Source organism: Bradyrhizobium sp. SZCCHNR2028 (genome assembly GCF_032380995.1).
In the GTDB taxonomy this organism is placed as follows: Bacteria; Pseudomonadota; Alphaproteobacteria; order Rhizobiales; family Xanthobacteraceae; genus Bradyrhizobium.
This window is the reverse complement of record NZ_JAUHJF010000001.1, coordinates 136,877-161,639: the sequence shown is the minus strand read 5'-3', so window position 1 is coordinate 161,639 and position 24,763 is coordinate 136,877. Positions and strand designations below refer to the sequence as shown.

The following is a 24,763-nucleotide window of genomic DNA, read 5'->3' as shown; positions in this document are numbered from 1 at the left end:
GGATTTTCGGCAGCCTCACACGCACTGGTTATGTTCTGATCAAAGTATTTCACGACCAGGTGTGGCTAAAAAGCGGCGCGTTTGCGGAGCGCCGGAGATTGTTACCAAAACTTCGTAAACTGTGGCGACGTCGCAACATTCGTGGCCGAGGCGCAACCATCCTCGGTTAACATGGAGAGCGGAAGCTACTCGGGCACCACCCCGGAGGCTCGGATCATCGGCCACCATTTATGGATCTCGGCGCGCTGCAGGGTTCCAAGGGCGGCCGGGCTGCGCTGGTCCGCCGCCGGCATCTGCAACCCCAGGTTTTTCAACTGATTTTTCACATCCGGCTCATCCAGCGCAGCCACCGCGGCCGCATTGAGCGTGTCGACGATCTCCTTGCTGACGCCCTTCGGGAGCCAGAGTCCCGACCACAGGGTCATGTGGAAGCCCGGCAGGCCGGCTTCATCGGTGGTCGGGATCTCGGGCGCGGAATCGAGGCGCTTGGCGTCCGTGACGGCGTAGGCGCGGATCGTGCCGGCGCGGACCTGGTTGATGGCGTTGGAGGTCTGGTCGACGATCAGATCGATCTGGCCGGCGACGAGATCGTTCATCGCCGGCCCCGTGCCGCGATAGGGCACGTATTGCAGCTTGAGGCCGGTGACCTGCTCGAAATAGAGGCCTGCGATGTGGCTGCCGGAGCCGTTGCCCGCCGTGCCGGCCGATACGGGGTTCGGCTGCGACGTCACCCAGGCGAGAAACTCCGGCAGCGTTTTGGCCGGGATGTTGTTCCTGCTGACGATGATCATCGGATTGCTCGGCAGCAGCACGACCGGCTCGAGATCGGCCTCGAGGTCATAGCCAAGCCGGTAGACGGCGCCGTTCGCGACGTGGGTGCCGAGATGGCCGAAGCTCACGGTGTAGCCGTCGGGCTTCGAGCGCACCGCGCGTCCCACGCCGATCGAGCCGCCCGCGCCGGTCACGTTCTCGACCAGCACGGGCTGGCCGAGCGTCCGTTTCATGTGTTCGGCGAGGATGCGCATCATCGCATCCGATGGGCCGCCGGCGGCGAACGGCACGATCACGGTGATCGCGCGCGAGGGGTAGGTGTCGGCGCGCGCTGGCACCGCCAGAGCCAGGCACGCAAACAGCACGGCGCAAAGAGCTCGTCGCATCACGTCCTCCCTTGTGTCGCACGCGCCGGTCACAGACGCGAATGCGTCTGCGCCGGAGCATGTGCTCGAGGCCGCGGTGCTGTTTTGTTAGTTAGAACTGCCCGAAGTCGATCGGCTGGTGACGATCGAGCGTCCGGGTGACCAGCGGCAGCGGATATTTAAGTCCTGTCGCGCAATTGAACAGCATGACGCGATCGTTTTTCGTCACGCGTCCGTCGGCCAGGCTCTGCTTGTAGGCGGCATAGGTCGCCGCGCCTTCCGGGCACAACAGCAGCCCCTCCTCGCGCGCGACTTCGCTGAGCGCAGATGAAATCTTCTCGTCATCGACCGCGATGGCGAAACCTTTGCTCTCGCGGACGGCGCGCAGGATAAGGAAATCACCGACCGCCTGGGGCACACGGATGCCGGACGCGATGGTGTGAGCATCCTCCCAGCGCGTCGCATGCTCGACGCCCTGCTCGAAGGCGCGCACCATCGGCGCGCAGCCGGAGGCCTGCACCGCCACCATGCGCGGGCGCTTCGAGCCGATGAAGCCGATCTTCTCCAATTCGTCGAACGCCTTCCACATGCCGATCAGGCCGGTGCCGCCGCCGGTCGGATAGAAGATCACGTCGGGCACGTCCCAGCCGAGCTGCTCGGCGAGCTCCAGGCCCATCGTCTTCTTGCCCTCGATGCGATAGGGCTCCTTCAGGGTCGACGTATCGAACCAGCCGACCTTGGCCTTGCCCTCGCCGACGATCTTGCCGCAATCGTCGATCAGGCCGTTGACGCGGTAGACGGTCGCGCCCTGCAGCTCGATCTCGCTGACGTTCACCTCCGGTGTATCGGCCGGACAGAAGATCGTGGTTTTGATGCCGCAGGAGGTCGCGTAGGCCGCGAGCGCAGCACCGGCATTGCCGTTGGTCGGCATCGCCATGTGCTTGATGCCGAGCGCCTTGCCCATCGACACCGCCATCACGAGGCCGCGCGCCTTGAACGAGCCGGTCGGCAGCCGGCCCTCATCCTTGACGATGATCTCGCCGCTGCCGAGCTTCCTGGCGAGCTTGGGCAGACCAATCAGCGGCGTCATCACTTCGCCGAGGCTGACGATGTCCTGGCATTTGCGCACCGGCAGCAGCTCGCGATAGCGCCACATGTCGGCGGGGCGCTGCGCCAGCGCGTCCTTGGTCAACGCCTGCTTCACGCCGGCGAGATCATAGCGCACCAGCAGCGGCTTGCCGGCCTTGGACAGGTTGTGGACCTGGTCCGCCGGATAATGATCGCCCTCCATCGCGCATTCGAGGTGGGTGACGAAGGTCGGACGCTCGATGGTGAGATTGTCGCTGGATTTCACGGCAGGACTTTCAGGTTGGCCCGTCTGGTTGCATCCGTCATTGCCGGGCTTGACCCGGCAATCCATCCTCTTCGCGAACGTTCCAGAAGCGCGATGGATGCGCGGGTCAAGCCCGCGCATGACGACGGAAAACGAGACTACATGTTCAGCACGCGGCCGTAGGCGTCGAGCACGGCTTCCTTCATCATCTCCGACAGCGTCGGATGCGGGAACACCGTGTGCATCAGCTCTTCCTCTGTCGTTTCGAGGTTCATCGCCACGACATAGCCCTGGATCAGCTCGGTGACCTCGGCGCCGACCATGTGGGCGCCGATCAGCTGTCCCGTCTTCTTGTCGAAGATCACCTTGACGAGGCCCTGGTCCTCGCCGAGCGCGATCGCCTTGCCATTGCCGACGAAGGGGAAGCGGCCGACTCTGACGTCGCGGCCCTGCTCCTTGGCCTTGGCCTCGGTGAGCCCGACGGAAGCGACCTGCGGATGGCAATAGGTGCAGCCTGGAATGAGGTTCTTGTCCATCGGGTGGGGATGCAGGCCCTTGATGGCCTCGATGCAGACCACGCCCTCATGCTCGGCCTTGTGCGCCAGCATCGGCGGACCGGCGACGTCGCCGATCGCGTAGAGGCCGGGCACGTTGGTCTTGCCGTAGCCGTCGATGACGATGCAGCCGCGGTCGGTCTTCACCCCGAGCTTCTCCAGCCCGAGATTCTCGATGTTGCCGACCACGCCGACCGCCGAGATCACGCGATCGAACTCGACCGACTCCGTCTTGCCCTTGCCGTCGTCGATCGTCGCCACCACGCTGTCGCTCTTCTTGTCGAGCTTGGTGACCTTGGCCCCGGTCATGATCTTGAGGCCCTGCTTCTCCAGCTGCTTGCGGGCAAGGCCTGCGATCTCGGCGTCCTCCACGGGGAGGATCTGCGGCAGCACCTCGACCACGGTGACCTCGGAGCCCATGGTGCTGAAGAACGAGGCGAACTCGATGCCGATCGCACCCGAGCCGACGACCAGCAGCGACTTCGGCATCTTGTCCGGCACCATCGCCTCGAAATAGGTCCAGACCAGCTTCTTGTCCGGCTCGAGGCCCGGCAGCACGCGCGGCCGCGCGCCTGTCGCGACGATGATGTGCTTGGCCTGATAGACGCCCTCGCCCAGCGCGCCCTTGGGCGCCTCGACATCCGACTTGGTCACCGTGATCTTGCCGGGTGCATCGATCGCGGCGCGCCCCCAGATCACCTGGACCTTGTTCTTCTTCATCAGGAAGCCGACGCCGTCGTTCAGCCGCTTGGAGACGCCGCGCGAGCGCTGCACCACCGCCTTCGGATCGTAGGAGATCTTCTCGGCAGAGAGGCCGTAATCCTTGGCGTGCTGCATGTAGTGATAGATCTCGGCCGAGCGTAAGAGCGCCTTGGTCGGGATGCAGCCCCAGTTCAGGCAGATGCCGCCGAGGTAGGACTTCTCGATGATCGCGGTCTTGAACCCGAGTTGGGCTGCGCGGATCGCGGCGACGTAGCCGCCCGGGCCGGAGCCGATGATGATGACGTCGAAGGATGTGTCGGCCATTACGGCTCCCATTCAACTGAAGCAGTTGGAAATCAGATGGTCGTGGTGCTGCCGACGGAACGTCGCCAGATCAAGGCTCGAACAATTGCCTCCAGCAGCATCAGCACAGCGCAGATCGCGAATCCGGCGAGCACGATTGGCGCCCAGATGCCGCGCGACAGCGCCTCGCCGGAGAAGAAAGCAGAATGGATGACGTCGATCCCGAGCGGGTTGGCGAGCAGCGCGACGCTTACCAGTGCCGTGATCCAGGGCCACCGCGTTCTGATCCGCATGCGCTGGCCCCGTTTGCCATCCCACTCCGCAAAGCAACATCACACCATCATCATCACGGGATTCTCGATCAGCTGCTTGAACGCGCCGATCAGCTCGGCGCCGAGCGCGCCATCGATGGCGCGGTGATCGCACGACAGGGTCACGCTCATCATGCTCGCGATCTCGATCTTGCCGTTGCGCACCACCGGGCGTTCCTCGGAGGTGCCGACCGCGAGGATCGTCGCATGCGGCGGGTTGATCACGGCCGTGAAGTGATTGATGCCGTACATGCCGAGGTTGGACACGGCTGTGGTGCCGCCCTGATACTCCTCCGGCTTCAGCTTGCGCGAGCGGGCACGCGCGGCAAAATCCTTCATCTCGCCGGAGATTGCCGACAGGGTCTTGGTCTCGGCCTTGCGGATGATCGGCGTGATCAGGCCGCCCGGCATCGCCACGGCGACGCCGACGTCGGAATGCTTGTGCTTGACCATGCCGCCTTCGGTCCAGCTGACATTGCAGTTCGGGATCTTCTGCAGCGCCACCGCCATCGCCTTGATGACGAAGTCGTTGACCGAGAGCTTGTAGAGCGGCTTCTTCTCCTTGTCCTTCGGCGCCGCCGCATTGATCTCCTCGCGCGCGGCCAAGAGCTTGCCGATGTCGCAGTCGATCGTCAGGTAGAAGTGCGGGACGTTCTGCACCGACGCGGTCAAGCGCTGCGCGATGGTGCGGCGCATGCCATCATGCGGGATGACCTCGTAGGAGCCCGGCTCGAACAGCGCCAGGATCTGCTTGTCTGACATCGAGGGCGCGAGCGCGGGGGCGCCTGCCGCAGCGGGCGCTGCTGACGGCGCGGCCTTGAGGCCCTTGCCCGACTTCGCCTCCTCGACGTCGCGCGCGACGACGCGGCCATGCGGGCCGGTGCCGGTGATGCGGACGAGATCGATGCCGGCATCCTTGGCGAGACGGCGCGCCAGCGGCGACGAGAAGATGCGGGCGTGGCCGTTCAGCTGCGGCGCAGCGGCGGGCGCGGGAGCAGCAGGAGCTGCGGCCGGCTTCGGCGCAGGCGTGGCGACAGGAGCGGCTGCCGCTGCGGCAGCGGGCTTTGCTTCTGGCTTGGGAGCTGCGGCCGCCGGCGCGCTGCCGGCCGCCTTGACGTCCTCGCCCTCGCCGGCGAGCACCGCGATCACGTCGTTGACGGGTACATCCTGCGTGCCTTCCGGCACCAGGATCTTGGCGAGCGTACCTTCGTCGACCGCCTCGACTTCCATCGTGGCCTTGTCGGTCTCGATCTCGGCGATGACCTCGCCGGACTTGACCTGGTCGCCTTCCTTCTTGAGCCAACGAGCAAGGTTGCCCTTCTCCATCGTCGGCGACAGCGCGGGCATGAGAATGTTGATCGGCATGATCAGTGACCTTGTTTCGACCTGGGGCTGGTGGTGCCCGTGTCGGTCGGCCGAGCCAGCTCGGCTTCGAACATCTCGACGATGCGCTGCAGCGCCTCGTCTTCGGAATAATCGCTCTCGCGCGCATAGGCGCGCGCAGCATGGCGGGCGACGTCGACCAGGAGCAGCCCCCACACGTCGGGCTCCTCGAAGGCGCGCTGGAAGGCGATCGAGAGCCCGCCATCGAGCACGAAGGCGCGCAACACTTCGGTGGCGTCCTCGCGGCCGATGACGTCCGGCGGCAATGGCTGCTCCTTGGGTCCGGCCATCTGGGCTTTCCCTTAGCGGTAGCAGACGGATTTGGCGGCCTGCACGACCTCCGCCGCCGACGGCAGCGCGAGCTTCTCGAGGTTGGCCGCATACGGCATCGGCACATCCTTGCCGGACACGCGGACGACCGGCGCATCGAGATAGTCGAAGGCGTGCTCCATGATGCGCGCGGCAATCTCGGCACCGACGCCGCTCTGCGCCCAACCCTCTTCCACCGTGACGGCGCGGCCGGTCTTCTTGACCGAGGCGACGATGGTCTCCGTGTCCATCGGGCGCAGGGTGCGCAGGTCGATCACCTCGGCCTCGATGCCCTCCTTGGCGAGCTCGTCGGCGGCCTTGAGCGCATAGGTCATGCCGTTCGACCACGCGATGATCGTCACGTCCTTTCCGGCGCGCGCGATGCGCGCCTTGCCGATCGGAATCACGTAGTCGTCGAGCTTCGGCACCTCGCCGGAATGACCGTACAGCACCTCGTTCTCGAGGAAGATCACCGGGTTCGGATCACGGATCGCCGCCTTCAGCAGGCCCTTGGCGTCCGCCGCCGAATACGGCGCGACCACCTTCAGACCGGGCACGTGCGAGTACCAGGACGAGTAGTCCTGGCTGTGCTGGGCGGCAACGCGCGCCGCCGCGCCGTTCGGGCCGCGGAACACGATCGAGCAGCCCATCTGGCCGCCGGACATGTAGAGCGTCTTGGCTGCGGAGTTGATGATCTGGTCGATCGCCTGCATGGCGAAGTTGAAGGTCATGAACTCGACGATCGGCTTCAGGCCGGCCATCGCGGCACCGACGCCGATGCCGGCGAAGCCGTGCTCGGTGATCGGCGTGTCCATCACGCGGCGGGCGCCGAACTCCTGCAGCAGGCCCTGGGTGACCTTGTAGGCGCCCTGATATTCGGCGACCTCCTCGCCCATGATGAAGACGTCGCCGTCGCGGCGCATCTCCTCGGCCATCGCGTCGCGCAGCGCCTCGCGGATGGTCTGCGTGACCATCTCGGTGCCGGCGGGCACCTCGGGATCGGGCTGAGCGATGCTCTGCGGCGCAGCCACGCCGGTCGGCGCGGGCGCGGCCGGCGTGGCTGCGGCTGGCTCGGACGGCGGCGCCGATTGCGCAGCCTTCGTCTCGGCCGCAGGTGCTGCGGCCTTGCCGAGATCGGCCGCGGTCTCGCCGTCCGCGAGGATGGTCGCGATCGGCGTATTGACCGCGACGTCGGCGGTGCCTTCGGGGATCAGGATCTTGCCGAGCGTGCCCTCGTCGGTCGCCTCGACCTCCATCGTGGCCTTGTCGGTCTCGATCTCGGCGATCACGTCACCCGACTTGATCGCCTCGCCTTCCTTTTTCAGCCATTTGGAGAGATTGCCCTTCTCCATCGTGGGCGACAGCGCAGGCATCAAAACTTGAATTGGCATATCAGCTCCGGACAAAACAGCGTCTGCGCTTAACGGTAAACGTCGGTGTAGAGCTCGGCGACATCCGGCTCGGGATCGGCCTGTGCGAAATCGGCGGCCTCGTTGACGATCATGCGCACGTCGGCGTCGATCGCCTTGAGATCCTGCTCGGTGACCTTGGCCGCCAGCAGGCGGTTGCGCACCTGCTCGATCGGATCCTGGTCGTGACGCACCTTCTCGACTTCCTCGCGGGTGCGATACTTGGCCGGGTCGGACATCGAGTGGCCGCGATAGCGATAGGTCTGCATTTCCAGAATGTACGGGCCCTTGCCCTCGCGGCACCACGCGACGGCCTTCTCACCGGCAGCCTTCACGGCGCGGACGTCCATGCCGTCGACCTGCTCGCCCGGGATGTTGAAGGAGATGCCGCGCTTGGAGAAGTCGGTCTGCGCCGAGGCGCGCGACACGGCCGTGCCCATCGCATAGCGGTTGTTCTCGATGACGTAGATCACCGGCAGCTTCCAGAGCTCCGCCATGTTGAAGCTCTCATAGACCTGCCCCTGATTTGCCGCGCCGTCGCCGAAATAGGCAATGCTGACCGAGTCGTTGCCGCGGTAGCGGTTGGCGAGCGCGAGGCCGGTCCCGAGCGAGACCTGGGCGCCGACGATGCCGTGGCCGCCGAAGAAGTTCTTCTCCATGCTGAACATGTGCATGGAGCCGCCCTTGCCCTTGGAGTAGCCGCCGCGGCGCCCGGTGAGCTCGGCCATGACGCCCTTGGCATCCATCCCGGTCGCCAGCATGTGGCCGTGATCGCGATAGCCGGTGATGACCTGATCGCCCGGCTTCAGCGCCATCTGCATGCCGACGACCACAGCCTCCTGCCCGATGTAGAGGTGACAGAAACCGCCGATCGCACCCATGCCATAAAGCTGACCCGCCTTCTCCTCAAAGCGACGGATCAGCAGCATGTCGCGCAGCGCGGCCAATTCCTGTTCTCTGGTGAATTCCGGCGGCGGGCCGTTGTCTCTGTCCTGCCCTTGTTCCTTTGCGGCGGTTTTCTTGGGTGCGGCCATGGCAATTCCGGATGAGAGAAAAAGTAGCTCTCTCTAGCTCAACTCCAAGGCACGTAAAAGGACTGCGTGAATTGCGGTTCATTTTGCTTTGCCGCACTGCAAACGAGCGCGAAATAAACGAATGCTGATGAGCGCGTTTTTGAAATTCCTGACGCCACGGCCTGCTAAAGTTTAGGCACCGCGGCGAAGGGACACGCGTCACTGCGGCCGATTGATCCGGATCAGATCACGAGGGTTGGCATAGCCGAGCTGAAAACGGGCGCGTTCATCGAGCATGTCGGGATCGACCCGGTCGGAGCGCAGCAGCAATACGCGCTTCTCACCCTCCGCCCGCTCCTGCTTCAACCGGGCGAGCTCGGAGGTGAGCGCAATGATCTCCTGGTCGAGCTCCTGACGCGCGGTCAGGCCGTACCGTCCGGTATAGGCGTTGATGCCGAAATAGCCGATGATGGCCGCCGCCATCGTGTAGAGGGCGAGCCCGGTCAGGAAGGATTTGAGACGCGCGCGGGAGACCATGGCCCGAGAATGCGGCGCCCCGGTTAAGGAAACGCTAACCCTGAGCCCGCCGTGCCGCTACGCGCTCAAGCCCGATAGGCGGGCTCCTCGGCGTCGAGCGTCCGCTTGATCGCTTCGAGATGCAGCCGCGCCGATTCCGCATCCCCCTCCCGCATCTGGCGATAGGCGGCCTCGGCGATGTCGGGCGCGACCGGCACCACCTTGCGCCCGGTCGACAGCGCCAGGCACTGAACCTGGCAGGCGCGCTCGAGATAATAGAGATCGTCCCAGGCTTCGGCGATGGTCGGCGCCAGAACCATGACGCCGTGATGCTTCATGAAGACGATATCGGCATCACCGACAGCCCCGGCGATGCGGTCCCCCTCGCGCGCGTCGAGCGCCAGCCCGTTGTAGTTCGCGTCGACGGCGGTTCGTCCATAGAATTTCAGCGCCGTCTGCCCGGCGAAGATCAGCGGATCGCCTTCGGTCATCGAGAGCGCGGTGGCATACGGCATATGCGTATGGAACGCGACCTTGGCGCGCGGCAGCGCCTTGTGGATGCGGGCGTGGATATAGAACGCGGTCGCCTCCGGGCGGCCGTCGCCGGCAATGACGTTGCCGTCGAAATCGCAAACCAACAGCTTCGAGGCCGTCAGCTCACGGAAGGCGTAGCCGTAGGGATTGACGATGAAGAGGTCGTCATAGCCGGGCACCAGCGCCGAGAAGTGGTTGCAGATGCCCTCCTCGAGTCCATGCCGTGCGGCCATCCGGAAGCAGGCCGCCAGATCGACCCGCGCCTGCCAGACCGCCTCCGAGTCGAGATCCGGCTGGTTCGGGCCGGGCTTCACTGACGACGCGGGTGTGAACGAATGGGCCATCATGCTTCCTTGGCAATGCGCATCCTTGCGCAGATCCGGCACTGCCTTGAAACGGATCGGGCAAGGCGCGTCAACGCCCTGCCCGGATCATACCCGTCATGCAGTTGGCGCCCGCGGCAGCGGCAGGCGCCGAACCTGGTCAGCCGTCCTGCTTGGCCACGAAGGCGGCGAACGCCTCAAGATATTGCTGCAGCACCGTCTTGAGCGCGTCCTTGACCAGCTCGCCCTGGGCGTCGAAGGCATCGCCGACCCCGTTCAGGTAGATCTCCGGCTGCCCCATGACCGGGCCCGAGATGCCCGGCATGATGTTCTGCAGGTGCTTGGCCGCCGCGACGCCGCCGAGCGCACCCGGCGAGTTGGCGATGAGACCGACCGGCTTGCCCAGGAACGAGCTCTGCCCATAGGGGCGCGAGGCGATGTCGATCGCATTCTTCAGCACGCCGGGAATCGAGCGGTTGTATTCGGGCGTCAAGATGAGCACGCCGTTCGAGGCCTTCAGCTTGTCGCGCAGGGCGAGCCAGTCGGCCGGCGGATTGGCTTCGAGATCCTGGTTGAAGAACGACAGGCCGTTGAGCGTGGTGACGTCGATCTTCAGGCTGACCGGCGCCAGCTTGACCAGGGCATTGGCGATCTTGAGCGTGAAGCTCTCCTTGCGGAGGCTGCCGACGAGGGCGACGATCGAATAGGGTGCAGGCATGGGGAGGTCCTTTGAGGAGCGGCGTGTGAGGGGCACTTAAAGCGCTCCGGCAGGAACATGCAAGTGCATGAAACCGGATCCCGCGAAACACTGCGCTTCATCGCAAGAGGCGCTCGATGACCCCGCCCGCCTGCCGCTTCCCCCCGGGCTCAACCCGTCTCTTTGAGATGACGGGTGAATTCCGCCACCGCCTGGTGCGTCAGCCAGATCGCCTGGCCATCGACCGGCTGCGCCCATGACGAGACCTTGGCGATCACGATGCCGTTGGACGTATCGACGAACAGGTTCTGGCCGTGAATGCCCATCGCGAACATGAGCTGCGGCTGATCGTTGATGACGTACCAGCCGCCGCGATAATGCATGTTGCGGCTGATGGCGGCAAAGCTGTCGCGCCACTGCCCGTCGCGCCACGCCTGGGCGTCGCCATTGTGCCTGATGTCGTCGAGCCAGCCCTCGGGGATGATCGTGTGCGAGCCGCGCCGGCCGCCTGACAGCACGAGCTGGCCGAGCCGCGCAACGTCGCGCAGCGTGGCGCAGAACCCGCCGGTGCAGCGCGGCGCGCCCTTGCGGTCGAGCGTGATGAAGGCCTCGCCGCTGGCGCCCATCGGCTTCCACAACAGGGTGCTGACCAGGCTCGCGAAGCTGCGGCCGGTGGCCCGCTCGATCGCCCAGCCGAGCAGATCGGTGTTGGCGGAGACGTAGCTGAAGGTGCCGCCATGCGGAATCGCCTGCGCGCGCATCGTCTCATAGAATTCATGCAGGTTCGGCGTCGTGCGAGGTGCGACCGGCTCCCAGCCCGCGGCGTCGGCATAGGCCTGCAGGCCGGCGGCGTCGAACACGACGCCCGCGCGCATGTCGAGCAACTGGCGGATCGTGGCGCCGCGATAGGCCGTGGCCGCCACTTCCGGCACGTAGCGCGTGACCTCGGCGTCGACGTCGAGCTCGCCGCGGCCGGCCAGGATGCCGGCCATCAGCCCGGTGATCGACTTGGTCGCGGACATCAGGATGTGCGGCGTGTCGCGGTCGGTGCCGCCGTCATAGTGCTCGAACACGATGCGGCCGTCGTGGAGGATCAGGAGCCCGTCCGTCGCCGTCGCTTTCAGGAAGCCGTCGAGATCGAGCGTGCCGCCCTTCGGCAGCCGCAGGCTGAACTGATCGAAGGAGATCGGACTTGCCGGCAGCGGCCACGCGCTGCCGGGCGCGCTCTCGATGTCGGCGACCGGGAGGATCGACCGAATGTTGTGGAAGGCCCAGCGGCTGAACGGCGCGGAGCGCCAGTTGGAAAGATCGGCGCTGGAGGTTGAGAGATCGGTCGACATGCAAGGCCCTGCGGACATCCCGGGAGGTTCGACATAGGCGCTCGCGCGAGCCGCGGAAAGCCCGACATTTCGCATATGCAAAAACGAGCAGGCCGCCCGAAGGCGGCCCCCCTTCTCTCTCCTCCGTCATTGCGAGGAGCGAAGCGACGAAGCAATCCAGAGTCCCAACCGAGCCCTGGATTGCTTCGCGGAGCCTGTCATCGGGCAGCGCGTTCGCGCGGACCCGTTGGCTCGTAATGACGGCGACGAATTCGCGGTCCCCGCTCAGATCACCGGATTCCACGGCGCCGGAATCAGGCGGTACTTGGCGCCGTCCTTCTCGACATAGCCCACCGAGGGGAACGAGAAGTGGAAGCCGATCACCTTGGCCTTCTCGGCGGCGGCCATGTCGTAGAACTTGTGCCGCGTCTCCTGCGCCATCGCGGCATCGGTGTCGAACATCACGTGCCAGTCCGGGTTGCGCAGGAACAGCTCGGGGACGTTGGTGACGTCGGCCTGGATCAGGACCCTGGCATTGCCGGACGCGACCGCGAACGAGGTGTGGCCCGGCGTGTGACCGGGCGTGCCGAGCGCGGTGATGCCGGGCGCGACCTCCTTGTCCCACTCGTACTGGGTGACCTTGCTCTCGAGCCCGCCGAACACCTTCTTGAAGTTGGCGAAATTGCCCTTCATCAAGTCGGTCTGCGCCCTTGCGGCATTCTCGTCGCTGGCCCAGAACGCCCACTCCTTGGCCGGCACCTTCAGCTCGGCGTTCGGAAATGCCAGCGAGCCGTCGGCGAGCTTGAGGCCGTTGATGTGGTCGCCGTGCATGTGGGAGAGCACGACGACGTCGATGGACTTCGGATCGACGCCGGCCGCGGCGAGGTTCATCAGAGTGCGTCCGACCGCGCCCTTGCTGGCCTCGAAGGCGCCAGCGCCGTTGCCGGTGTCGATCAGGACCAGCTTTGAGCCGGTGTTGATCAACTGCGGATTGAAGGGGATCGTGATCATGCCCTTCGGCATGTAGGCGCTTTCGGCCGCGGCGAGCGCGTCGTCCTTCGCCGTGTTGACGACGAACTTGTCGGGCATCGGAAGGGTGCGCGCGCCGTCATTGACGGAGGTGCATTCGTAGTCGCCGACCTTGTAGCGGTAGAAGCCGGGCGCCTGCGCGCCGGCGGGCGCAACCGCCGCGCGTGCCGGCGCGGCCAGCGGCGGCAGAGCGGTCGCAGCTCCGGCGAGGGCCGCACCGGCCAGAAATCGACGGCGATCCAATAGGGTCATGACAAATCTCTCCTCAGTGCTCCATGCGGCTGACACCGCCCCCAGACAAACGGGGCGGATTTTCTCCGCATGCAGGCCAAACGCAAGCCCGTCAGCAACGTCCGGGGAGCGACGTTAGGTCACTTCTCTTTGTTGGGGTCGATGAGGAATTTTTCGCCGGTGGCCCGTTTGGCGTACACGGCGAGATTGGCCGGATCAAGCGCCTCGGTCAGCGAGACGACCTTGGTGTAGTGGCTCGCGAAGGTCGTCTTGAGCTCGTCGACGACGCGCTGCCGCAACCGCTCGGTATCCGCCTTGCCGATCTTCATCAGGAACGGAAACAGCAGCCAGCCGCCGACGCTCCAGGTCATGCCGAAGCCGCGCGTGATCTCGGTCGGCCTGACGTCCAGGCTGCCGTAGATGTAGACCTGCTTGTGCACGTTCGAGCCGTAGCGGCTGTAGGGATGCTTGCCGGACTTGTTGATCGCAGCTTCCATCGCGTTGAGGATCTGGCCCGCGAGCTTGCCGCCGCCGATCGCATCGAAGGCGATGGTCGCGCCGGTCTCGACCAGCGCCGCGATCAGGTCGTCCATGAAGGTCGGTGACGTCGAATCCACCACGTATTTGGCGCCGAGGCCGCGCAGGATCTCGGCCTGTGCTGCACTGCGCACGATGTTGACGAGCGGGATGCCGTCCTTGAGGCAGATCTTGTTGAGCATCTGCCCGAGATTGGACGCGGCCGCGGTATGCACCAGCGCGGTATGGCCCTCGCGCCGCATCGTCTCGGTCATGCCGAGCGACGTCAGCGGATTGACGAAGCAGGAGGCGCCCTCGGCCGGCGTGGTGCCGGCCGGCAGCGGCAGGCATTCGGAGACCTTCAGGCAGCGATACTGGCTGTACATCGCGCCGCCGATGGCCGCGACGGTGCGGCCCATCAGCGCCTTGGCGGCGTCCGACGAGCCGGTCTTGACCACGACGCCAGCGCCCTCATTGCCAATCGGCAGCGACTCATCGAGCCGGCCGGCCATCGCCCGCATCCCCGCCTCCGGCACCTTGGCGGTGATCACGGGGCGGTCCTTGGTGCCGGACGCCTGCAGGGTCGACAGATCGGCCGCGCCGACGAGGAGGCCGAGATCGGACGGATTGATCGGCGCCGCCTCGATGCGCACCACCACTTCGTCCGGCCCCGGCTCGGGGGTCGGCACCTCGACCAGCGAGAGCTCGAGCTCGCCGCTGCGCTTGATCAGCGTCCGCAGTTGCAGGCCTGCCTCGACACCCATGCGCGCCTCCCCTATTGGTTCTTCTTCAGCGCAGGCTCAGGCCAAGGCCTTCAGCGCCGCCCTGCCCGCATATTTGGCCTGCGCATCCAGCTCCTGCTCGATGCGCAGCAGCTGGTTGTACTTGGCGGTGCGGTCGGCTCGCGCCAGCGAGCCGGTCTTGATCTGCCCGCAATTGGTGGCGACCGCGAGATCGGCAATCGTGGAATCCTCGGTCTCGCCCGAGCGGTGCGACATCACGGCGGTGTAGCCGGCCTTGTAGGCCATCTCGACCGCGGCCAGCGTCTCCGTCAGCGTGCCGATCTGGTTGACCTTGATCAGGATCGAATTGGCGCGGCCGTTGCGGATGCCGTCGGCAAGGCGGTTGACGTTGGTGACGAACAGGTCGTCGCCGACGAGCTGACACTTGTGGCCGATCAGGTCGGTCAGCTCCTTCCAGCCGTCCATGTCGTCCTCGGACATGCCGTCCTCGATCGAGGCGATCGGATAGCGGGCGACTAGGTCTGCAAGATACTTGGCCTGCTCGGAGCGCGAGCGCGACTTGTTCTCGCCCTCGTAGACGTACTTGCCGTCCTTGAAGAACTCGGTCGCCGCGCAGTCGAGCGCCAGCATGACGTCCTCGCCCGCGGTATAGCCGGCCTTGCCGATCGCGCTCATGACGAAGTCGAGCGCGGCGTCCGCCGACGGCAGGTTCGGCGCGAAGCCGCCCTCGTCGCCGACATTGGTGTTGTGGCCCGCCTTCTTCAGCTCGGCCTTGAGCGTGTGGAATATCTCCGAGCCGCAGCGCAGCGCCTCGGCGAAGCTCGGCGCGCCCACCGGCATGATCATGAATTCCTGGAAGTCGATCGGGTTGTCGGCGTGGACGCCGCCATTGACGATGTTCATCATCGGCACCGGCAGGGTGCGGGCCGAGGTGCCGCCGACATAGCGATACAGCGGCATGTCGTAGGAGATCGCCGCCGCCTTGGCGCAGGCGAGCGAGACGCCGAGAATGGCGTTGGCGCCGATCCGGCTCTTGTTCTCGGTGCCGTCGAGCTCGATCAGGATCTGGTCGATCTGGACCTGGTCCTGCACCGACATGTCGCTCAAGGCCTCATAGACCTCGTCGTTGATGGCTTCGACGGCCTTCAGCACGCCCTTGCCGAGATAGCGGTGCTTGTCGCCGTCGCGCAGCTCGACCGCCTCATGGGCGCCGGTGGAGGCGCCGGACGGCACGGCAGCGCGGCCGACCGAGCCGTCCTCCAGCACGACGTCGACCTCGACCGTGGGATTGCCGCGGCTGTCCAGGATTTCGCGGCCGATGATGTCGACGATGGCGGTCATGAGGTCCTCTCGCGGGCGTTTCTGGGTGGGCGTTGTTGCGCTGCTTCTACCGCAAGCCCGCGAGCGCGAAAAGGCCAAGTGGCGTTGAAATGAAGTCACGACCAAATCACGAAGCGGGTGACGGGGGCGCCCCGATTGGCTAAACGGGCGCCACTGCGGCAGGTGACACGACACATGGCGAAAAGACCCAACACATCCCCGACATCGGCCGGCCTTCAGCTGGGCCGCGAGGTGGCGGCGCCGGACAGCCCGGATGCAGCGACGCTCGACCGCGTTCCCAACCCGCAGAAGGACACCGATTATCTCGCCCGCTTCACGGTGCCGGAATTCACGTCGCTATGCCCGGTGACGGGCCAACCCGACTTCGCCCATCTCGTGATCGACTATGCCCCCGGCCCGTGGCTGGTCGAATCCAAGTCGCTCAAGCTCTACCTCGCCAGCTTCCGCAACCATGGCGCGTTCCACGAGGACTGCACGGTCGCGATCGGCAAGCGCCTCGCCACCGAGCTCAAGCCGAAATGGCTGCGCATCGGCGGCTACTGGTACCCCCGCGGCGGCATCCCGATCGACGTGTTCTGGCAGACGGGGAAGCTGCCGAAGGGCCTGTGGGTGCCGGACCAGGGCGTGGCGCCGTATCGCGGGCGGGGGTGACGAGCGACCAAGCTCTTTTCTTTAGTCTGACCTTCCCGGAGGAGGTGTCGTTCAGCGAATCGTAATTTGTCTAAAAGACCATGCCAAGATCGCGAGCGACCTCAGAACACCCTCGCCCCGCTCGACCCGCTTGCATGCCGACGGAAACTGACGTTTCTTCACTCCTGCTGCCATAGGTCATCCTTAGGAGTGCCTGTCACTGAATTTCCATCTCTCAGTTGAGGGATGCAATCCAGCGCTGCCCGCGTGATCGAAGATGCAGACCAACATACAGAGGATTGCGCGCAGAGGCGCACCGGCGATGAAAATGCGATCTTCTGATCTGCCTTAAGGTTACTCCTTTGCTTGCATTGGCGAGTTTTGTTGAGACGGTAACGGAGCATTCTGAAGCGAGGCTGCGCTATCGCGCTCCATTTCCGCGCGCCATAATTGCTCTGCTCTTTCCTTTACCAGTTCGTTGACGAAGTCGATTGGGAGCACTTCGGCTAATCCAGAGTTTTCCTCGAACGTGATTCTGGCGCGCTTTGTCTGTTGGCTGATCGCAGTATCGATGTAGGATTCGTAGCTCAAGACTACGCCGATCAATGCAGCTTTTGAGTTTGATTTAGTTCCCTGAATGGAAATGATTTCCGGCTTTAGGATAACAGGGCCGCCACTGTTTCCTGGAAACACAAATGCATCTATAAGAAACTTCTTTGAAGCACCTTCTAGTAGTTCGGAAATTCTGGCAATGGCTCCTCGTCGAACAATAACATAATTCCGGCGCTCGCCTGAAAGGCCCATCGGAAATCCTGGCACAAAAATGTCGTCACCCGCGGCTGCACCGACCTCGTTCATTTGGCTGATTGTGAATGTGTGTTCGTCGCTCGAGAAGAAGCTGTTCTGTAGCCCTTTTTGCTTAAGCAGCTGTATAGGAATCGGAGTAGCTGTTAAGTCTAAGCTTGGATGGAAGAACCAGCCAGACAGCGGAATCTCGAATTTTTCTGAGTTGCTCTTATCTGTTGCGTCTATCCGAATTTCTATGTTGGTTTTACCAGCCTCAGCAAGGCCTTTGACGACATGTGCGGCTGTGATGAGATAGACCGCATACTTCCGTTTATCTGGCGCGGGATCACTATGAACTAAATACCCGTAGAAAAATCCGGTCCCCACTGTAATCCATCTTGTGAGAGGAGGCTTTCCGGGTTCTTGAATTGTCTGAGTTGTTCCGAGCGATACGACTGCACTTATAAAATCGGGCGGGAGTAACGCGGCGTATGATGACTGGCAGTAACAAACCAGCAGCAAGATTAAGCTGGCCCTTGCGCAATTGAAAAGCTTGCTAAGATGGTGCCACACAGATCTGCTCCAGCGGGTCGGGTACGCGCACATCCTGGGCCCGCATGGCATCGCAGGACGCGGCGGACAAATGAATCAGTTCAAGTTTGACTTGAACGTTCCTATTATGTTCCATTCTAGTCAAGATTGAAACCCAACAAACGTGCTTCGTTGGCTCGCAGCATGTCCCCGTTTCGAAACTCTGTCATTGCTCCTTGGCCGACATGAGCAGGATGTCCGCCTGCTAACGAATCGGCGCAACTTCTGGCAAGTTCTCCCCGTCGATCCATGCCCCTGAGTCGCCCGACGAGCACGCTCCCGCTCGACTTTATCACCTTATGCAACCATCAAACGGCTGCTCCCGTAAGCCGATTTTTGCCGCACTTTCAAGCCGATCACGCCTGTCAGACCTCCCGCGAAGAATATTTCACTTTCGCTTTATCAGAATTCATGATTGATTGTCGCCGTCCCGTCTCGATCAGAGGGGCGCTTCGCGGTCGTCACGGACGTTGAGGCGGGATGCGGTGGGCGTGTCGGGTCGCAGCGTGATCACTCATGCGGACGAACGATGCTGATGCGCCGGCGAAATCGTATGGTCCTGGCCTCCCGACGCTGAGGTCACGCTGGTGGTGATGATCCGCCGGTCACGGGGGCAAGACAGCCCGGTCCCCGGGGAGAGTACGTATAAGCTGCCCAACCATCGCGCGGGGAATGCCGGGATGACTCGGCTGAACCTGTGGTACCTGCCGCCTGCATCTTTTTCCGCAGGCGGGCCATGGGGGCGGCCAGCTCCCGGCATTCCCCGTGCCCTCTCCTCGAAGAGGGCATGTTCAAATGGCAAAAGCTCGGACGCAACTGCGCCGCGAGACGGCGGCAACGCGTCCGCCGGCAACGAAAGTGCCAATCCTGACATGTCTCAGCCGCGCAGCTTCAGCACCGTCTTCGAGAGCGGATTTCCCAGCCCAGCTTCGAGAGGGCTACAACGTGGTTGCCGCATCCGCCGGTGGCCGCTGCCGCAACAGCGCGGCGCAGGCGAAGCCGAGGGCGACCATCATGATGGCGGCGATCAGCAAGGTCGGCTGCTTGCCGCCATGGACCAGGCCGACGCCATAGGCGATCGGACCGACCGTCTGGCCCATGAAGAAGAAGAACGAGTGCAGCGACATCGCGGTCGCGCGCGCCCCGATCGACAGCTCGCTGGCGAACACCTGCAGGCAGCCATGGATCATGTAAAAACCCCAGCCCATCATCAGCATGCAGGCGAATTGCAGCTTCCAGCCGGGGCCGAAGGCGAGCGCGGCGAGTTGCAAGGCGACGAGGCTCGCGCCCACGATCATCATGCCCTTGACGCCGAGCCGCGGCAGGAAGTTCGACACCGTGAACGTGTAGAACAGCCCGCCGACCGCGAAGCCTGCGATGACGATGCCGGCAATCGACAGCGAGGTCTCGCCGAGATCGAACAGGAACGAGGCGATGAACGGAAACAGCCCGAACACGCAGCAGCCTTCGACGAACACCGCCGAGAAGCAGAAGCGCGAATTCGGATTGGTGAAGATGGTGCGGTAGCCGTTCCTCAGCGCGGCGAGATCCGTGGTCGGCACGTGGGTGACGCTGGCGCCGCGGAAGCCGGCGGCGACCGCGAAGGAGGCGATCAGGCCGAGCGCGCCGAGGATCGCGAGCACACCGCGCCAGCCGATGAGATCGCCGATGATGCCCGATGCCGTGGCGCCGAGCAGGTTGCCGGCCATCGAACCGGCGAGCGTGCGGCCGATCGCAACCTGGCGCTTGTCGGGCGCGACGAGATCGCTGGTCAGCCCGAGCGCCACCGGAAACACGCCGCCGGAGGCGATGCCGGCAAGAATGCGCGAGGCGAACAGCAGCGGAAACGAGGTGGCGAGCGCACCGAGCAGGCTCGCGACGCCGAGCAGCGCCAGACACAGCGTCATCAGCCGCGCCTTGCCGAACAGGTCGGCGGCCGCGCCGATCGCCGGCTGGATCAGGGCGTAGATCAAGGCATAGCCCGCGGCGATGCCGGCCGCGGTCGTGATGCTGATTGCGAAATCCTCGGCGACATGCGGCAGCACCGGATCGAGCGCCCGCGTCGACAGCGCCGCCGAGAAGCCCGCCAGCGCGATGATGTTCACGGCTGGTGGAAACTTCTGCCCCGCGGGCTTGGCGACGGTCTGGTGCATCAGCGCGCGGCGTCCGATGCCCGCCCCTTGGCGAGCGCATCGAACGCCATCAGCGTTCGCAGCAGCCCCTCGAACTGCGCGAGCGGGACCATGTTCGGCCCGTCGGAGGGCGCGTGATCGGGATCGGGATGGGTCTCGATGAACACACCGGCGACGCCGACGGCAACGGCCGCGCGTGCGAGCACCGGCACGAACTCGCGCTCGCCGCCCGACGAGGTCCCCTTCCCGCCGGGTTGCTGCACCGAATGCGTGGCGTCGAAGATGACAGGCGCGCCGGTCGTGCGCGCCATGATCGGCAGCGCGCGCATGTCCGAGACCAGCGTGTTGTAGCCGAACGAGACTCCGCGCTCGGTGACCAGCACGTTGCGATTGCCGGAGCCGGTGATCTTGGCCACGACATTGGCCATGTCCCAGGGCGCCAGGAACTGGCCCTTCTTGACGTTGACGACGCGGCCGGTCGCCGCGGCCGCGAGCAGCAAATCGGTCTGCCGGCACAGGAACGCCGGAATCTGCAGCACGTCGACGGCCTGCGCCACCTCGGCGCATTGGCCGGCGTCATGCACGTCGGTCAGCACGGGCAGGCCAAGCGAGGAGCGTATCTCGGCGAAGATCGGCAGCGACTGCGCCAGGCCAAGCCCACGCGCAGCGGAGGCGCTGGTGCGGTTGGCCTTGTCGAACGAGGTCTTGTAGACGAGGCCGATGCCGAGCCGCGTCGCGATCTCCTTCAGCGCCGAAGCGACCTCCAGCGCATGCGCCCGGCTCTCGAGCTGGCACGGGCCGGCGATGACGGCGAGCGGCAGCTGATTGCCAAAGCTGACGGAGCCGAGGCTGACGACCGGAGCGGCAGAGATCGAAGCGTTCACGACATCATCCTCTTGTGGGCGCGCGACCATGGCCCAGCGCTGGCATCCGGATCAACCCGGCGTGTGCCCGCGAATAGCAGGGTTGCGGGGATGAGGCCATCCGCGCATCCCGGCTCCCGTGCAAGGGCCCTATTTCAACGCCGAGAACGCCGTCGGCACCAGGAACTGGCTGGTGATGTTGGCGACGATCTGGCCGTCCTCCTCGCTCTTGGCGCGCGCCGCGATCCAATCGGGATCGGCCATGAACTTGGTCCACTTGGTCTCGCGCTCGGCGAGCGATTCCCAGGCCAGGAAATAGGTCAGGTCCTGGTTGGATTCGCCGATCAGGGTCGTGAAGAAGCCGACCGGGCGGATGCCATGCTTCTCCCACAGCTTCAGCGTCGTGGTCTCGAAGCGCTTCAGCAGCGCCGGCAGCCGGCCCGGAATGCAGCGATAGATGCGGCTCTCGTAGATCATTGGTCACTCCCTGATCTGTTGGATCGGGAGCGTTCTCGCAATATTCGGCCACACCGTCAAAGACGGTCGTCAGACCAGCCGCGACTGCACCATCGCCGCCTGGATGAAGGACGCGAACAAGGGATGCGGCTCGAACGGGCGCGACTTCAGCTCGGGATGGAATTGCACGCCAATGAACCAGGGATGGTCCTCATATTCCACGATCTCCGGCAGCACGCCGTCCGGCGACAGGCCGGAGAACTTCAGACCGTGCTGCTCGAGCCGGTCCTTGTAGGCGGTGTTGACCTCGTAGCGGTGGCGATGGCGCTCGGAGATCTCGGCGGCGCCGCCATAGACCTCGGAGACGCGGCTGCCGCGCTTGAGCGCCGCAGGATAGGCGCCGAGCCGCATCGTGCCGCCGAGATCGCCGCTCTTGGAGCGCTTCTCCAGCTCGTTGCCGCGCAGCCATTCCGTCATCAGGCCGACGAGCGGCTCCGGCGTCGGACCGAACTCGGTCGAGTTGGCCTCGGTGATGCCGACGAGATTGCGCGCCGCCTCGATCACCGCCATCTGCATGCCGAAGCAGATGCCGAAATACGGCACGTCACGCTCCCGCGCGAACCGCGCCGCGCGGATCTTGCCCTCGGCGCCGCGCTGGCCGAAGCCGCCGGGCACCAGGATGCCGTTGACGTGCTCGAGGAATGGCGCCGGGTCTTCGTTCTCGAACACCTCGCTCTCGATCCAGTCGAGCTTGACGCGGACCTTGTTGGCGATCCCGCCGTGAGAGAGCGCCTCGATCAGCGACTTGTAGGCATCCTTCATGCCGGTGTACTTGCCGACGATCGCGATCGTCACGTCACCTTCGGGATTGCGGACGCGTTCGTTGATCGTGTGCCAGCTCGCCAGCGCCGGCGGCACCCGCGGCTCGATGCCGAACGCGGCCAGCACCTCGTCGTCGAGGCCGGCGGCATGATAGGCCTCCGGCACGGCATAGATGTTGTCGACGTCACGCGCCTCGATGACGGCGCTTTCACGCACGTTGCAGAACAGGCCGAGCTTGCGCCGTTCCTCCTTCGGGATCGGGCGGTCGGTGCGGCACAGCAGGATGTCCGGCTGGATGCCGATCGAGCGCAGCTCCTTGACCGAATGCTGCGTCGGCTTGGTCTTCAACTCGCCGGCGCTCGGGATGTAGGGCAGCAGCGTGAGATGGATGTAGATCGCGTGATGGCGCGGCAGCTCGTTGCCGAGCTGGCGGATCGCCTCGAAGAACGGCAGGCCCTCGATGTCGCCGACGGTGCCGCCGATCTCGACCAGCACGAAATCGTACTCGTCATTCCCGGACAGGACGAAATCCTTGATCGCATTCGTCACGTGCGGGACGACCTGGATGGTCGCGCCGAGATAGTCGCCGCGCCGCTCCTTGGTCAGGATGTCCTGATAGATCCGGCCCGTGGTGATGTTGTCGGCCTTGGTCGCCGGCCGGCCGGTAAAGCGTTCGTAATGACCGAGATCGAGATCGGTCTCGGCGCCGTCATCGGTCACGAACACTTCGCCGTGCTGATACGGCGACATCGTGCCTGGATCGAGGTTGAGATAGGGGTCGAGCTTGCGAAGCCGGACCTTGTAGCCGCGGGCCTGCAGCAGCGCGCCTAACGCGGCTGAAGCCAGACCCTTTCCGAGCGAGGAAACCACGCCGCCGGTGATGAAGATGTACCGCGCCATGGGACCCTACCTTTAATGCCGCGCGCTCGATTCGCCAAAACGAATCGCTTGCAGCCCGCAACGCTGTCGCGGGCCTGTGGGTTACTTCAAAATATTAATGGTCTCAGGTACTTGAGACCGCCTCATGACGCAGGACGCCAATTGCGTTCCTGCATGGCTTGCCCGCGTTATTGCGACTGCGGGGCCTGCGGCGCAGCCGGAGCCGCGGGTGCCTGCTGCTCGTCGGCCTTCTTGAGCTGGTCGAGCACGCCGCCCGCGGTCGGCGCCGCTGGGGTCGCTCCGCCTGACTGGGTCTGCCCCGGCAGGTTGTTGAGAATCGAGGTCGGCTTGCGATCCAGACCCGCGAGCCAAGTCAGCGCCAGGCTGGTGAGGAAGAAGAGGAGTGCCAGGATCGCGGTCGTGCGCGTTAGCAGGTTGGCCGTGCCGCGGCTCGACATGAAACCGGCGCCGCCGCCCATGCCAAGGCCACCGCCCTCGGATTTCTGCAACAGCACCGTACCGATCAGGACGGCGACAATCATGAGGTGGATGACGATCAAGACAGTCTGCATGGTGACCTTCCGTCACAAGCCCTCGCAGGCCCCGACCGGGGGCCGGGATCGCGAGAGCTTCGCGGGCTATTCGGAAATTTGCGCGGTGTTACACGATCATGTCGAGCAACGCCACCCCGCAGATAATCCCAACCGCGCTTCGCACAAGCGCCGACGTCGCCCTCCGGGTCGACACTTGCCGGCCGCTTCAATATCCATTATTAGAGACGAATGGATCAAATAGTAGACGACTTCAGCCAGAGGCTCGCCCGTCGCCTGCTGCTGGAACGGGACGGCCGTGGGTGGTCGCTGGCCGACCTCGCCGAACGCTCTGGCGTGTCGAAGGCGACCATCAGCAAGATCGAGCGTGCCGAAGTCAGCCCGACCGCGGTGATCCTGGTTAAGCTCGCAAGCGCTTTCGATCTCACGCTGGCCGGCTTGATGCTCCGCGCCGAAGCCCAGTCGGAGCGCCTGTCCAAGGCCGCCGAGCAGCCGGTCTGGCGCGATCCGGACACGGGCTATGTCAGGCGCCAGGTCTTTCTCAGGCCGGATCATCCGATCGAATTGGTGACCGTCGAGATGCCGGCGCACCGCAGCGTGACCTTGCCGGCCTCCTCCTACATCCACATCCGCCAGCTCCTCTGGGTTCAGAGCGGGCAATTGACCATCACGGAAGGCGCGGAACGCCACGTGCTCGGGCCGGGCGACTGCCTCGGCTTCGGCCCACCGATCGACACCACCTTTGCCAATGAGACCGACGCGCCCTGCGTCTACGTCGTCGCCCTTGCCAGGAGTTGAGAATGTCCCCGCCCCGAATCGCGGCCCTGTCAGATACGCCGGCAATCCGGGCTGCGCTTCGCGCAATGCTGATCGAAACGGTCGCCCATGGTGGCTCGGTCAGCTTCATGCACCCGCTTCGCGAGGAGGATGCCGACGCGTTCTGGCGGGAATCGCTGTCGGCCGCGGCGCGCGGCGAACGAGCCGTTCTTGGCGCCTTCGATGGAGAGGATGTGATCGCGACCGTGACGCTGCAGCTGAAGCTGCCGCCAAACCAGCCGCACCGCGCCGAGATCGCGAAGATGATGACGCGCATCAGCCACCGCAAACGCGGAATCGCGACCGCGCTGCTCTGCGCGGCCGAAAACCTCGCCCGCGCGCACGGTCGGACGATGCTGGTCCTCGATACCGCCGAGGATGGGGGCGCCTCACGGCTTTATGAAAGCGTCGGCTTCCAGCTGAGCGGAACCATTCCGGACTATGCCTTGAAGCCGCATGGCGGCCTCACCGGCACGAAGATCTATTGGAAGCGAATCGAACAGGCGGACTGAAACGCTTGGCGCGTTTTCGCTCA

The 24,763-nt window shown here is 64.7% G+C and carries 24 protein-coding genes; 3 read left to right on the top strand and 21 right to left on the bottom strand.

Going from position 1 to position 24,763, the window contains the following annotated elements:
* Window positions 1-185 precede the first annotated feature (185 nt).
* The 15 genes from QX121_RS00760 to eno form a co-directional block, all read right to left on the bottom strand.
* Window positions 186-1,157, bottom strand: coding sequence for a tripartite tricarboxylate transporter substrate binding protein BugD (locus tag QX121_RS00760; protein WP_315810908.1), 972 nt, complete (start codon window positions 1,155-1,157; stop codon window positions 186-188).
* Window positions 1,158-1,248: 91 nt separating this feature from the next.
* Window positions 1,249-2,490 (bottom strand): threonine synthase, encoded by a 1,242-nt coding sequence (locus QX121_RS00755; protein ID WP_315810907.1) that lies wholly within the window; start codon window positions 2,488-2,490, stop codon window positions 1,249-1,251.
* 137 nt (window positions 2,491-2,627) lie between these two features.
* Complete coding sequence (gene lpdA / locus QX121_RS00750; RefSeq protein WP_315810906.1) at window positions 2,628-4,049, bottom strand: dihydrolipoyl dehydrogenase; 1,422 nt, start codon at window positions 4,047-4,049, stop codon at window positions 2,628-2,630.
* Window positions 4,050-4,081: 32 nt separating this feature from the next.
* On the bottom strand, window positions 4,082-4,321 hold the full coding sequence (locus tag QX121_RS00745) for a hypothetical protein (protein WP_315756683.1): 240 nt from the start codon (window positions 4,319-4,321) through the stop codon (window positions 4,082-4,084).
* 39 nt (window positions 4,322-4,360) lie between these two features.
* Window positions 4,361-5,704 carry a pyruvate dehydrogenase complex dihydrolipoamide acetyltransferase gene (locus QX121_RS00740; RefSeq protein ID WP_315810905.1) on the bottom strand — a complete coding sequence of 448 codons (1,344 nt, stop codon included), beginning with the start codon at window positions 5,702-5,704 and terminating at the stop codon, window positions 4,361-4,363.
* Window positions 5,705-5,706: 2 nt separating this feature from the next.
* Window positions 5,707-6,012 carry a DUF5076 domain-containing protein gene (locus tag QX121_RS00735; RefSeq protein ID WP_015666657.1) on the bottom strand — a complete coding sequence of 102 codons (306 nt, stop codon included), beginning with the start codon at window positions 6,010-6,012 and terminating at the stop codon, window positions 5,707-5,709.
* A gap of 12 nt (window positions 6,013-6,024) precedes the next feature.
* Window positions 6,025-7,422 carry a pyruvate dehydrogenase complex E1 component subunit beta gene (locus tag QX121_RS00730; RefSeq protein ID WP_315756685.1) on the bottom strand — a complete coding sequence of 466 codons (1,398 nt, stop codon included), beginning with the start codon at window positions 7,420-7,422 and terminating at the stop codon, window positions 6,025-6,027.
* A gap of 29 nt (window positions 7,423-7,451) precedes the next feature.
* On the bottom strand, window positions 7,452-8,474 hold the full coding sequence (gene pdhA / locus QX121_RS00725) for a pyruvate dehydrogenase (acetyl-transferring) E1 component subunit alpha (RefSeq protein WP_315810904.1): 1,023 nt from the start codon (window positions 8,472-8,474) through the stop codon (window positions 7,452-7,454).
* A 198-nt stretch (window positions 8,475-8,672) separates the two neighbouring features.
* Window positions 8,673-8,990: a septum formation initiator family protein gene (locus tag QX121_RS00720; protein WP_315738186.1), complete on the bottom strand. Its 318-nt coding sequence runs from the start codon at window positions 8,988-8,990 to the stop codon at window positions 8,673-8,675.
* Window positions 8,991-9,055: 65 nt separating this feature from the next.
* Window positions 9,056-9,847, bottom strand: coding sequence for an aldolase (locus tag QX121_RS00715; RefSeq protein WP_315810903.1), 792 nt, complete (start codon window positions 9,845-9,847; stop codon window positions 9,056-9,058).
* A gap of 139 nt (window positions 9,848-9,986) precedes the next feature.
* Entirely contained in the window at window positions 9,987-10,544 is a 558-nt protein-coding gene (locus QX121_RS00710; protein ID WP_315810902.1) for an NADPH-dependent FMN reductase, read from the bottom strand.
* 149 nt (window positions 10,545-10,693) lie between these two features.
* Complete coding sequence (locus QX121_RS00705; protein WP_315810901.1) at window positions 10,694-11,863, bottom strand: serine hydrolase; 1,170 nt, start codon at window positions 11,861-11,863, stop codon at window positions 10,694-10,696.
* 264 nt (window positions 11,864-12,127) lie between these two features.
* Window positions 12,128-13,123 carry an MBL fold metallo-hydrolase gene (locus tag QX121_RS00700; RefSeq protein ID WP_315810900.1) on the bottom strand — a complete coding sequence of 332 codons (996 nt, stop codon included), beginning with the start codon at window positions 13,121-13,123 and terminating at the stop codon, window positions 12,128-12,130.
* Window positions 13,124-13,242: 119 nt separating this feature from the next.
* Window positions 13,243-14,382, bottom strand: coding sequence for a zinc-binding dehydrogenase (locus QX121_RS00695; protein WP_315810899.1), 1,140 nt, complete (start codon window positions 14,380-14,382; stop codon window positions 13,243-13,245).
* Window positions 14,383-14,418: 36 nt separating this feature from the next.
* The gene (gene eno, locus QX121_RS00690) at window positions 14,419-15,702 is read right to left on the bottom strand and encodes a phosphopyruvate hydratase (RefSeq protein ID WP_315738192.1); all 1,284 of its coding nucleotides are present in this window, start codon (window positions 15,700-15,702) and stop codon (window positions 14,419-14,421) included.
* Window positions 15,703-15,876: 174 nt separating this feature from the next.
* Between eno and queF the strand changes: the two genes are divergently transcribed.
* Entirely contained in the window at window positions 15,877-16,353 is a 477-nt protein-coding gene (gene queF, locus QX121_RS00685) for a preQ(1) synthase (RefSeq protein ID WP_315750940.1), read from the top strand.
* Between the two features lie 333 nt (window positions 16,354-16,686).
* On the opposite strand, the gene QX121_RS00680 is transcribed toward queF, so the two are convergent.
* The 6 genes from QX121_RS00680 to secG form a co-directional block, all read right to left on the bottom strand.
* Window positions 16,687-17,505 (bottom strand): trypsin-like peptidase domain-containing protein, encoded by an 819-nt coding sequence (locus QX121_RS00680; RefSeq protein ID WP_315810898.1) that lies wholly within the window; start codon window positions 17,503-17,505, stop codon window positions 16,687-16,689.
* A 1,142-nt stretch (window positions 17,506-18,647) separates the two neighbouring features.
* Window positions 18,648-19,862 carry an MFS transporter gene (locus QX121_RS00675; RefSeq protein WP_315810897.1) on the bottom strand — a complete coding sequence of 405 codons (1,215 nt, stop codon included), beginning with the start codon at window positions 19,860-19,862 and terminating at the stop codon, window positions 18,648-18,650.
* On the bottom strand, window positions 19,862-20,725 hold the full coding sequence (gene kdsA, locus QX121_RS00670) for a 3-deoxy-8-phosphooctulonate synthase (protein ID WP_315810896.1): 864 nt from the start codon (window positions 20,723-20,725) through the stop codon (window positions 19,862-19,864). Before kdsA ends, QX121_RS00675 begins: the two co-directional genes overlap by 1 nt.
* Window positions 20,726-20,854: 129 nt before the next feature.
* Window positions 20,855-21,181, bottom strand: coding sequence for an NIPSNAP family protein (locus QX121_RS00665; RefSeq protein ID WP_315810895.1), 327 nt, complete (start codon window positions 21,179-21,181; stop codon window positions 20,855-20,857).
* A gap of 69 nt (window positions 21,182-21,250) precedes the next feature.
* Entirely contained in the window at window positions 21,251-22,882 is a 1,632-nt protein-coding gene (locus QX121_RS00660) for a CTP synthase (protein WP_315810894.1), read from the bottom strand.
* A gap of 167 nt (window positions 22,883-23,049) precedes the next feature.
* On the bottom strand, window positions 23,050-23,433 hold the full coding sequence (gene secG, locus QX121_RS00655; RefSeq protein WP_315798413.1) for a preprotein translocase subunit SecG: 384 nt from the start codon (window positions 23,431-23,433) through the stop codon (window positions 23,050-23,052).
* 210 nt (window positions 23,434-23,643) lie between these two features.
* Between secG and QX121_RS00650 the strand changes: the two genes are divergently transcribed.
* Together QX121_RS00650 and QX121_RS00645 are read left to right on the top strand one after the other, a co-directional pair.
* A complete protein-coding gene (locus tag QX121_RS00650; protein WP_315756702.1) occupies window positions 23,644-24,210 on the top strand; it encodes an XRE family transcriptional regulator in 567 nt (188 codons plus the stop codon).
* Window positions 24,211-24,212: 2 nt separating this feature from the next.
* Complete coding sequence (locus QX121_RS00645) at window positions 24,213-24,740, top strand: GNAT family N-acetyltransferase (protein WP_315810893.1); 528 nt, start codon at window positions 24,213-24,215, stop codon at window positions 24,738-24,740.
* Window positions 24,741-24,763: the final 23 nt, after the last annotated feature.

Coding starts and splice junctions, on each gene's coding strand:
- lpdA (WP_315810906.1), bottom strand. CDS start 4,049: ATGGCCGACACATCCTTCGACGTCATCATCATCGGCTCCGGCCCGGGC.
- QX121_RS00700 (WP_315810900.1), bottom strand. CDS start 13,123: ATGACCCTATTGGATCGCCGTCGATTTCTGGCCGGTGCGGCCCTCGCC.
- QX121_RS00730 (WP_315756685.1), bottom strand. CDS start 7,422: ATGCCAATTCAAGTTTTGATGCCTGCGCTGTCGCCCACGATGGAGAAG.
- QX121_RS00735 (WP_015666657.1), bottom strand. CDS start 6,012: ATGGCCGGACCCAAGGAGCAGCCATTGCCGCCGGACGTCATCGGCCGC.
- QX121_RS00695 (WP_315810899.1), bottom strand. CDS start 14,382: ATGGGTGTCGAGGCAGGCCTGCAACTGCGGACGCTGATCAAGCGCAGC.
- QX121_RS00745 (WP_315756683.1), bottom strand. CDS start 4,321: ATGCGGATCAGAACGCGGTGGCCCTGGATCACGGCACTGGTAAGCGTC.
- eno (WP_315738192.1), bottom strand. CDS start 15,702: ATGACCGCCATCGTCGACATCATCGGCCGCGAAATCCTGGACAGCCGC.
- secG (WP_315798413.1), bottom strand. CDS start 23,433: ATGCAGACTGTCTTGATCGTCATCCACCTCATGATTGTCGCCGTCCTG.
- QX121_RS00705 (WP_315810901.1), bottom strand. CDS start 11,863: ATGTCGACCGATCTCTCAACCTCCAGCGCCGATCTTTCCAACTGGCGC.
- QX121_RS00720 (WP_315738186.1), bottom strand. CDS start 8,990: ATGGTCTCCCGCGCGCGTCTCAAATCCTTCCTGACCGGGCTCGCCCTC.
- QX121_RS00710 (WP_315810902.1), bottom strand. CDS start 10,544: ATGCCTGCACCCTATTCGATCGTCGCCCTCGTCGGCAGCCTCCGCAAG.
- QX121_RS00760 (WP_315810908.1), bottom strand. CDS start 1,157: ATGCGACGAGCTCTTTGCGCCGTGCTGTTTGCGTGCCTGGCTCTGGCG.
- QX121_RS00740 (WP_315810905.1), bottom strand. CDS start 5,704: ATGCCGATCAACATTCTCATGCCCGCGCTGTCGCCGACGATGGAGAAG.
- queF (WP_315750940.1), top strand. CDS start 15,877: ATGGCGAAAAGACCCAACACATCCCCGACATCGGCCGGCCTTCAGCTG.
- QX121_RS00645 (WP_315810893.1), top strand. CDS start 24,213: ATGTCCCCGCCCCGAATCGCGGCCCTGTCAGATACGCCGGCAATCCGG.
- QX121_RS00650 (WP_315756702.1), top strand. CDS start 23,644: ATGGATCAAATAGTAGACGACTTCAGCCAGAGGCTCGCCCGTCGCCTG.
- QX121_RS00675 (WP_315810897.1), bottom strand. CDS start 19,862: ATGCACCAGACCGTCGCCAAGCCCGCGGGGCAGAAGTTTCCACCAGCC.
- pdhA (WP_315810904.1), bottom strand. CDS start 8,474: ATGGCCGCACCCAAGAAAACCGCCGCAAAGGAACAAGGGCAGGACAGA.
- QX121_RS00665 (WP_315810895.1), bottom strand. CDS start 21,181: ATGATCTACGAGAGCCGCATCTATCGCTGCATTCCGGGCCGGCTGCCG.
- QX121_RS00660 (WP_315810894.1), bottom strand. CDS start 22,882: ATGGCGCGGTACATCTTCATCACCGGCGGCGTGGTTTCCTCGCTCGGA.
- QX121_RS00715 (WP_315810903.1), bottom strand. CDS start 9,847: ATGGCCCATTCGTTCACACCCGCGTCGTCAGTGAAGCCCGGCCCGAAC.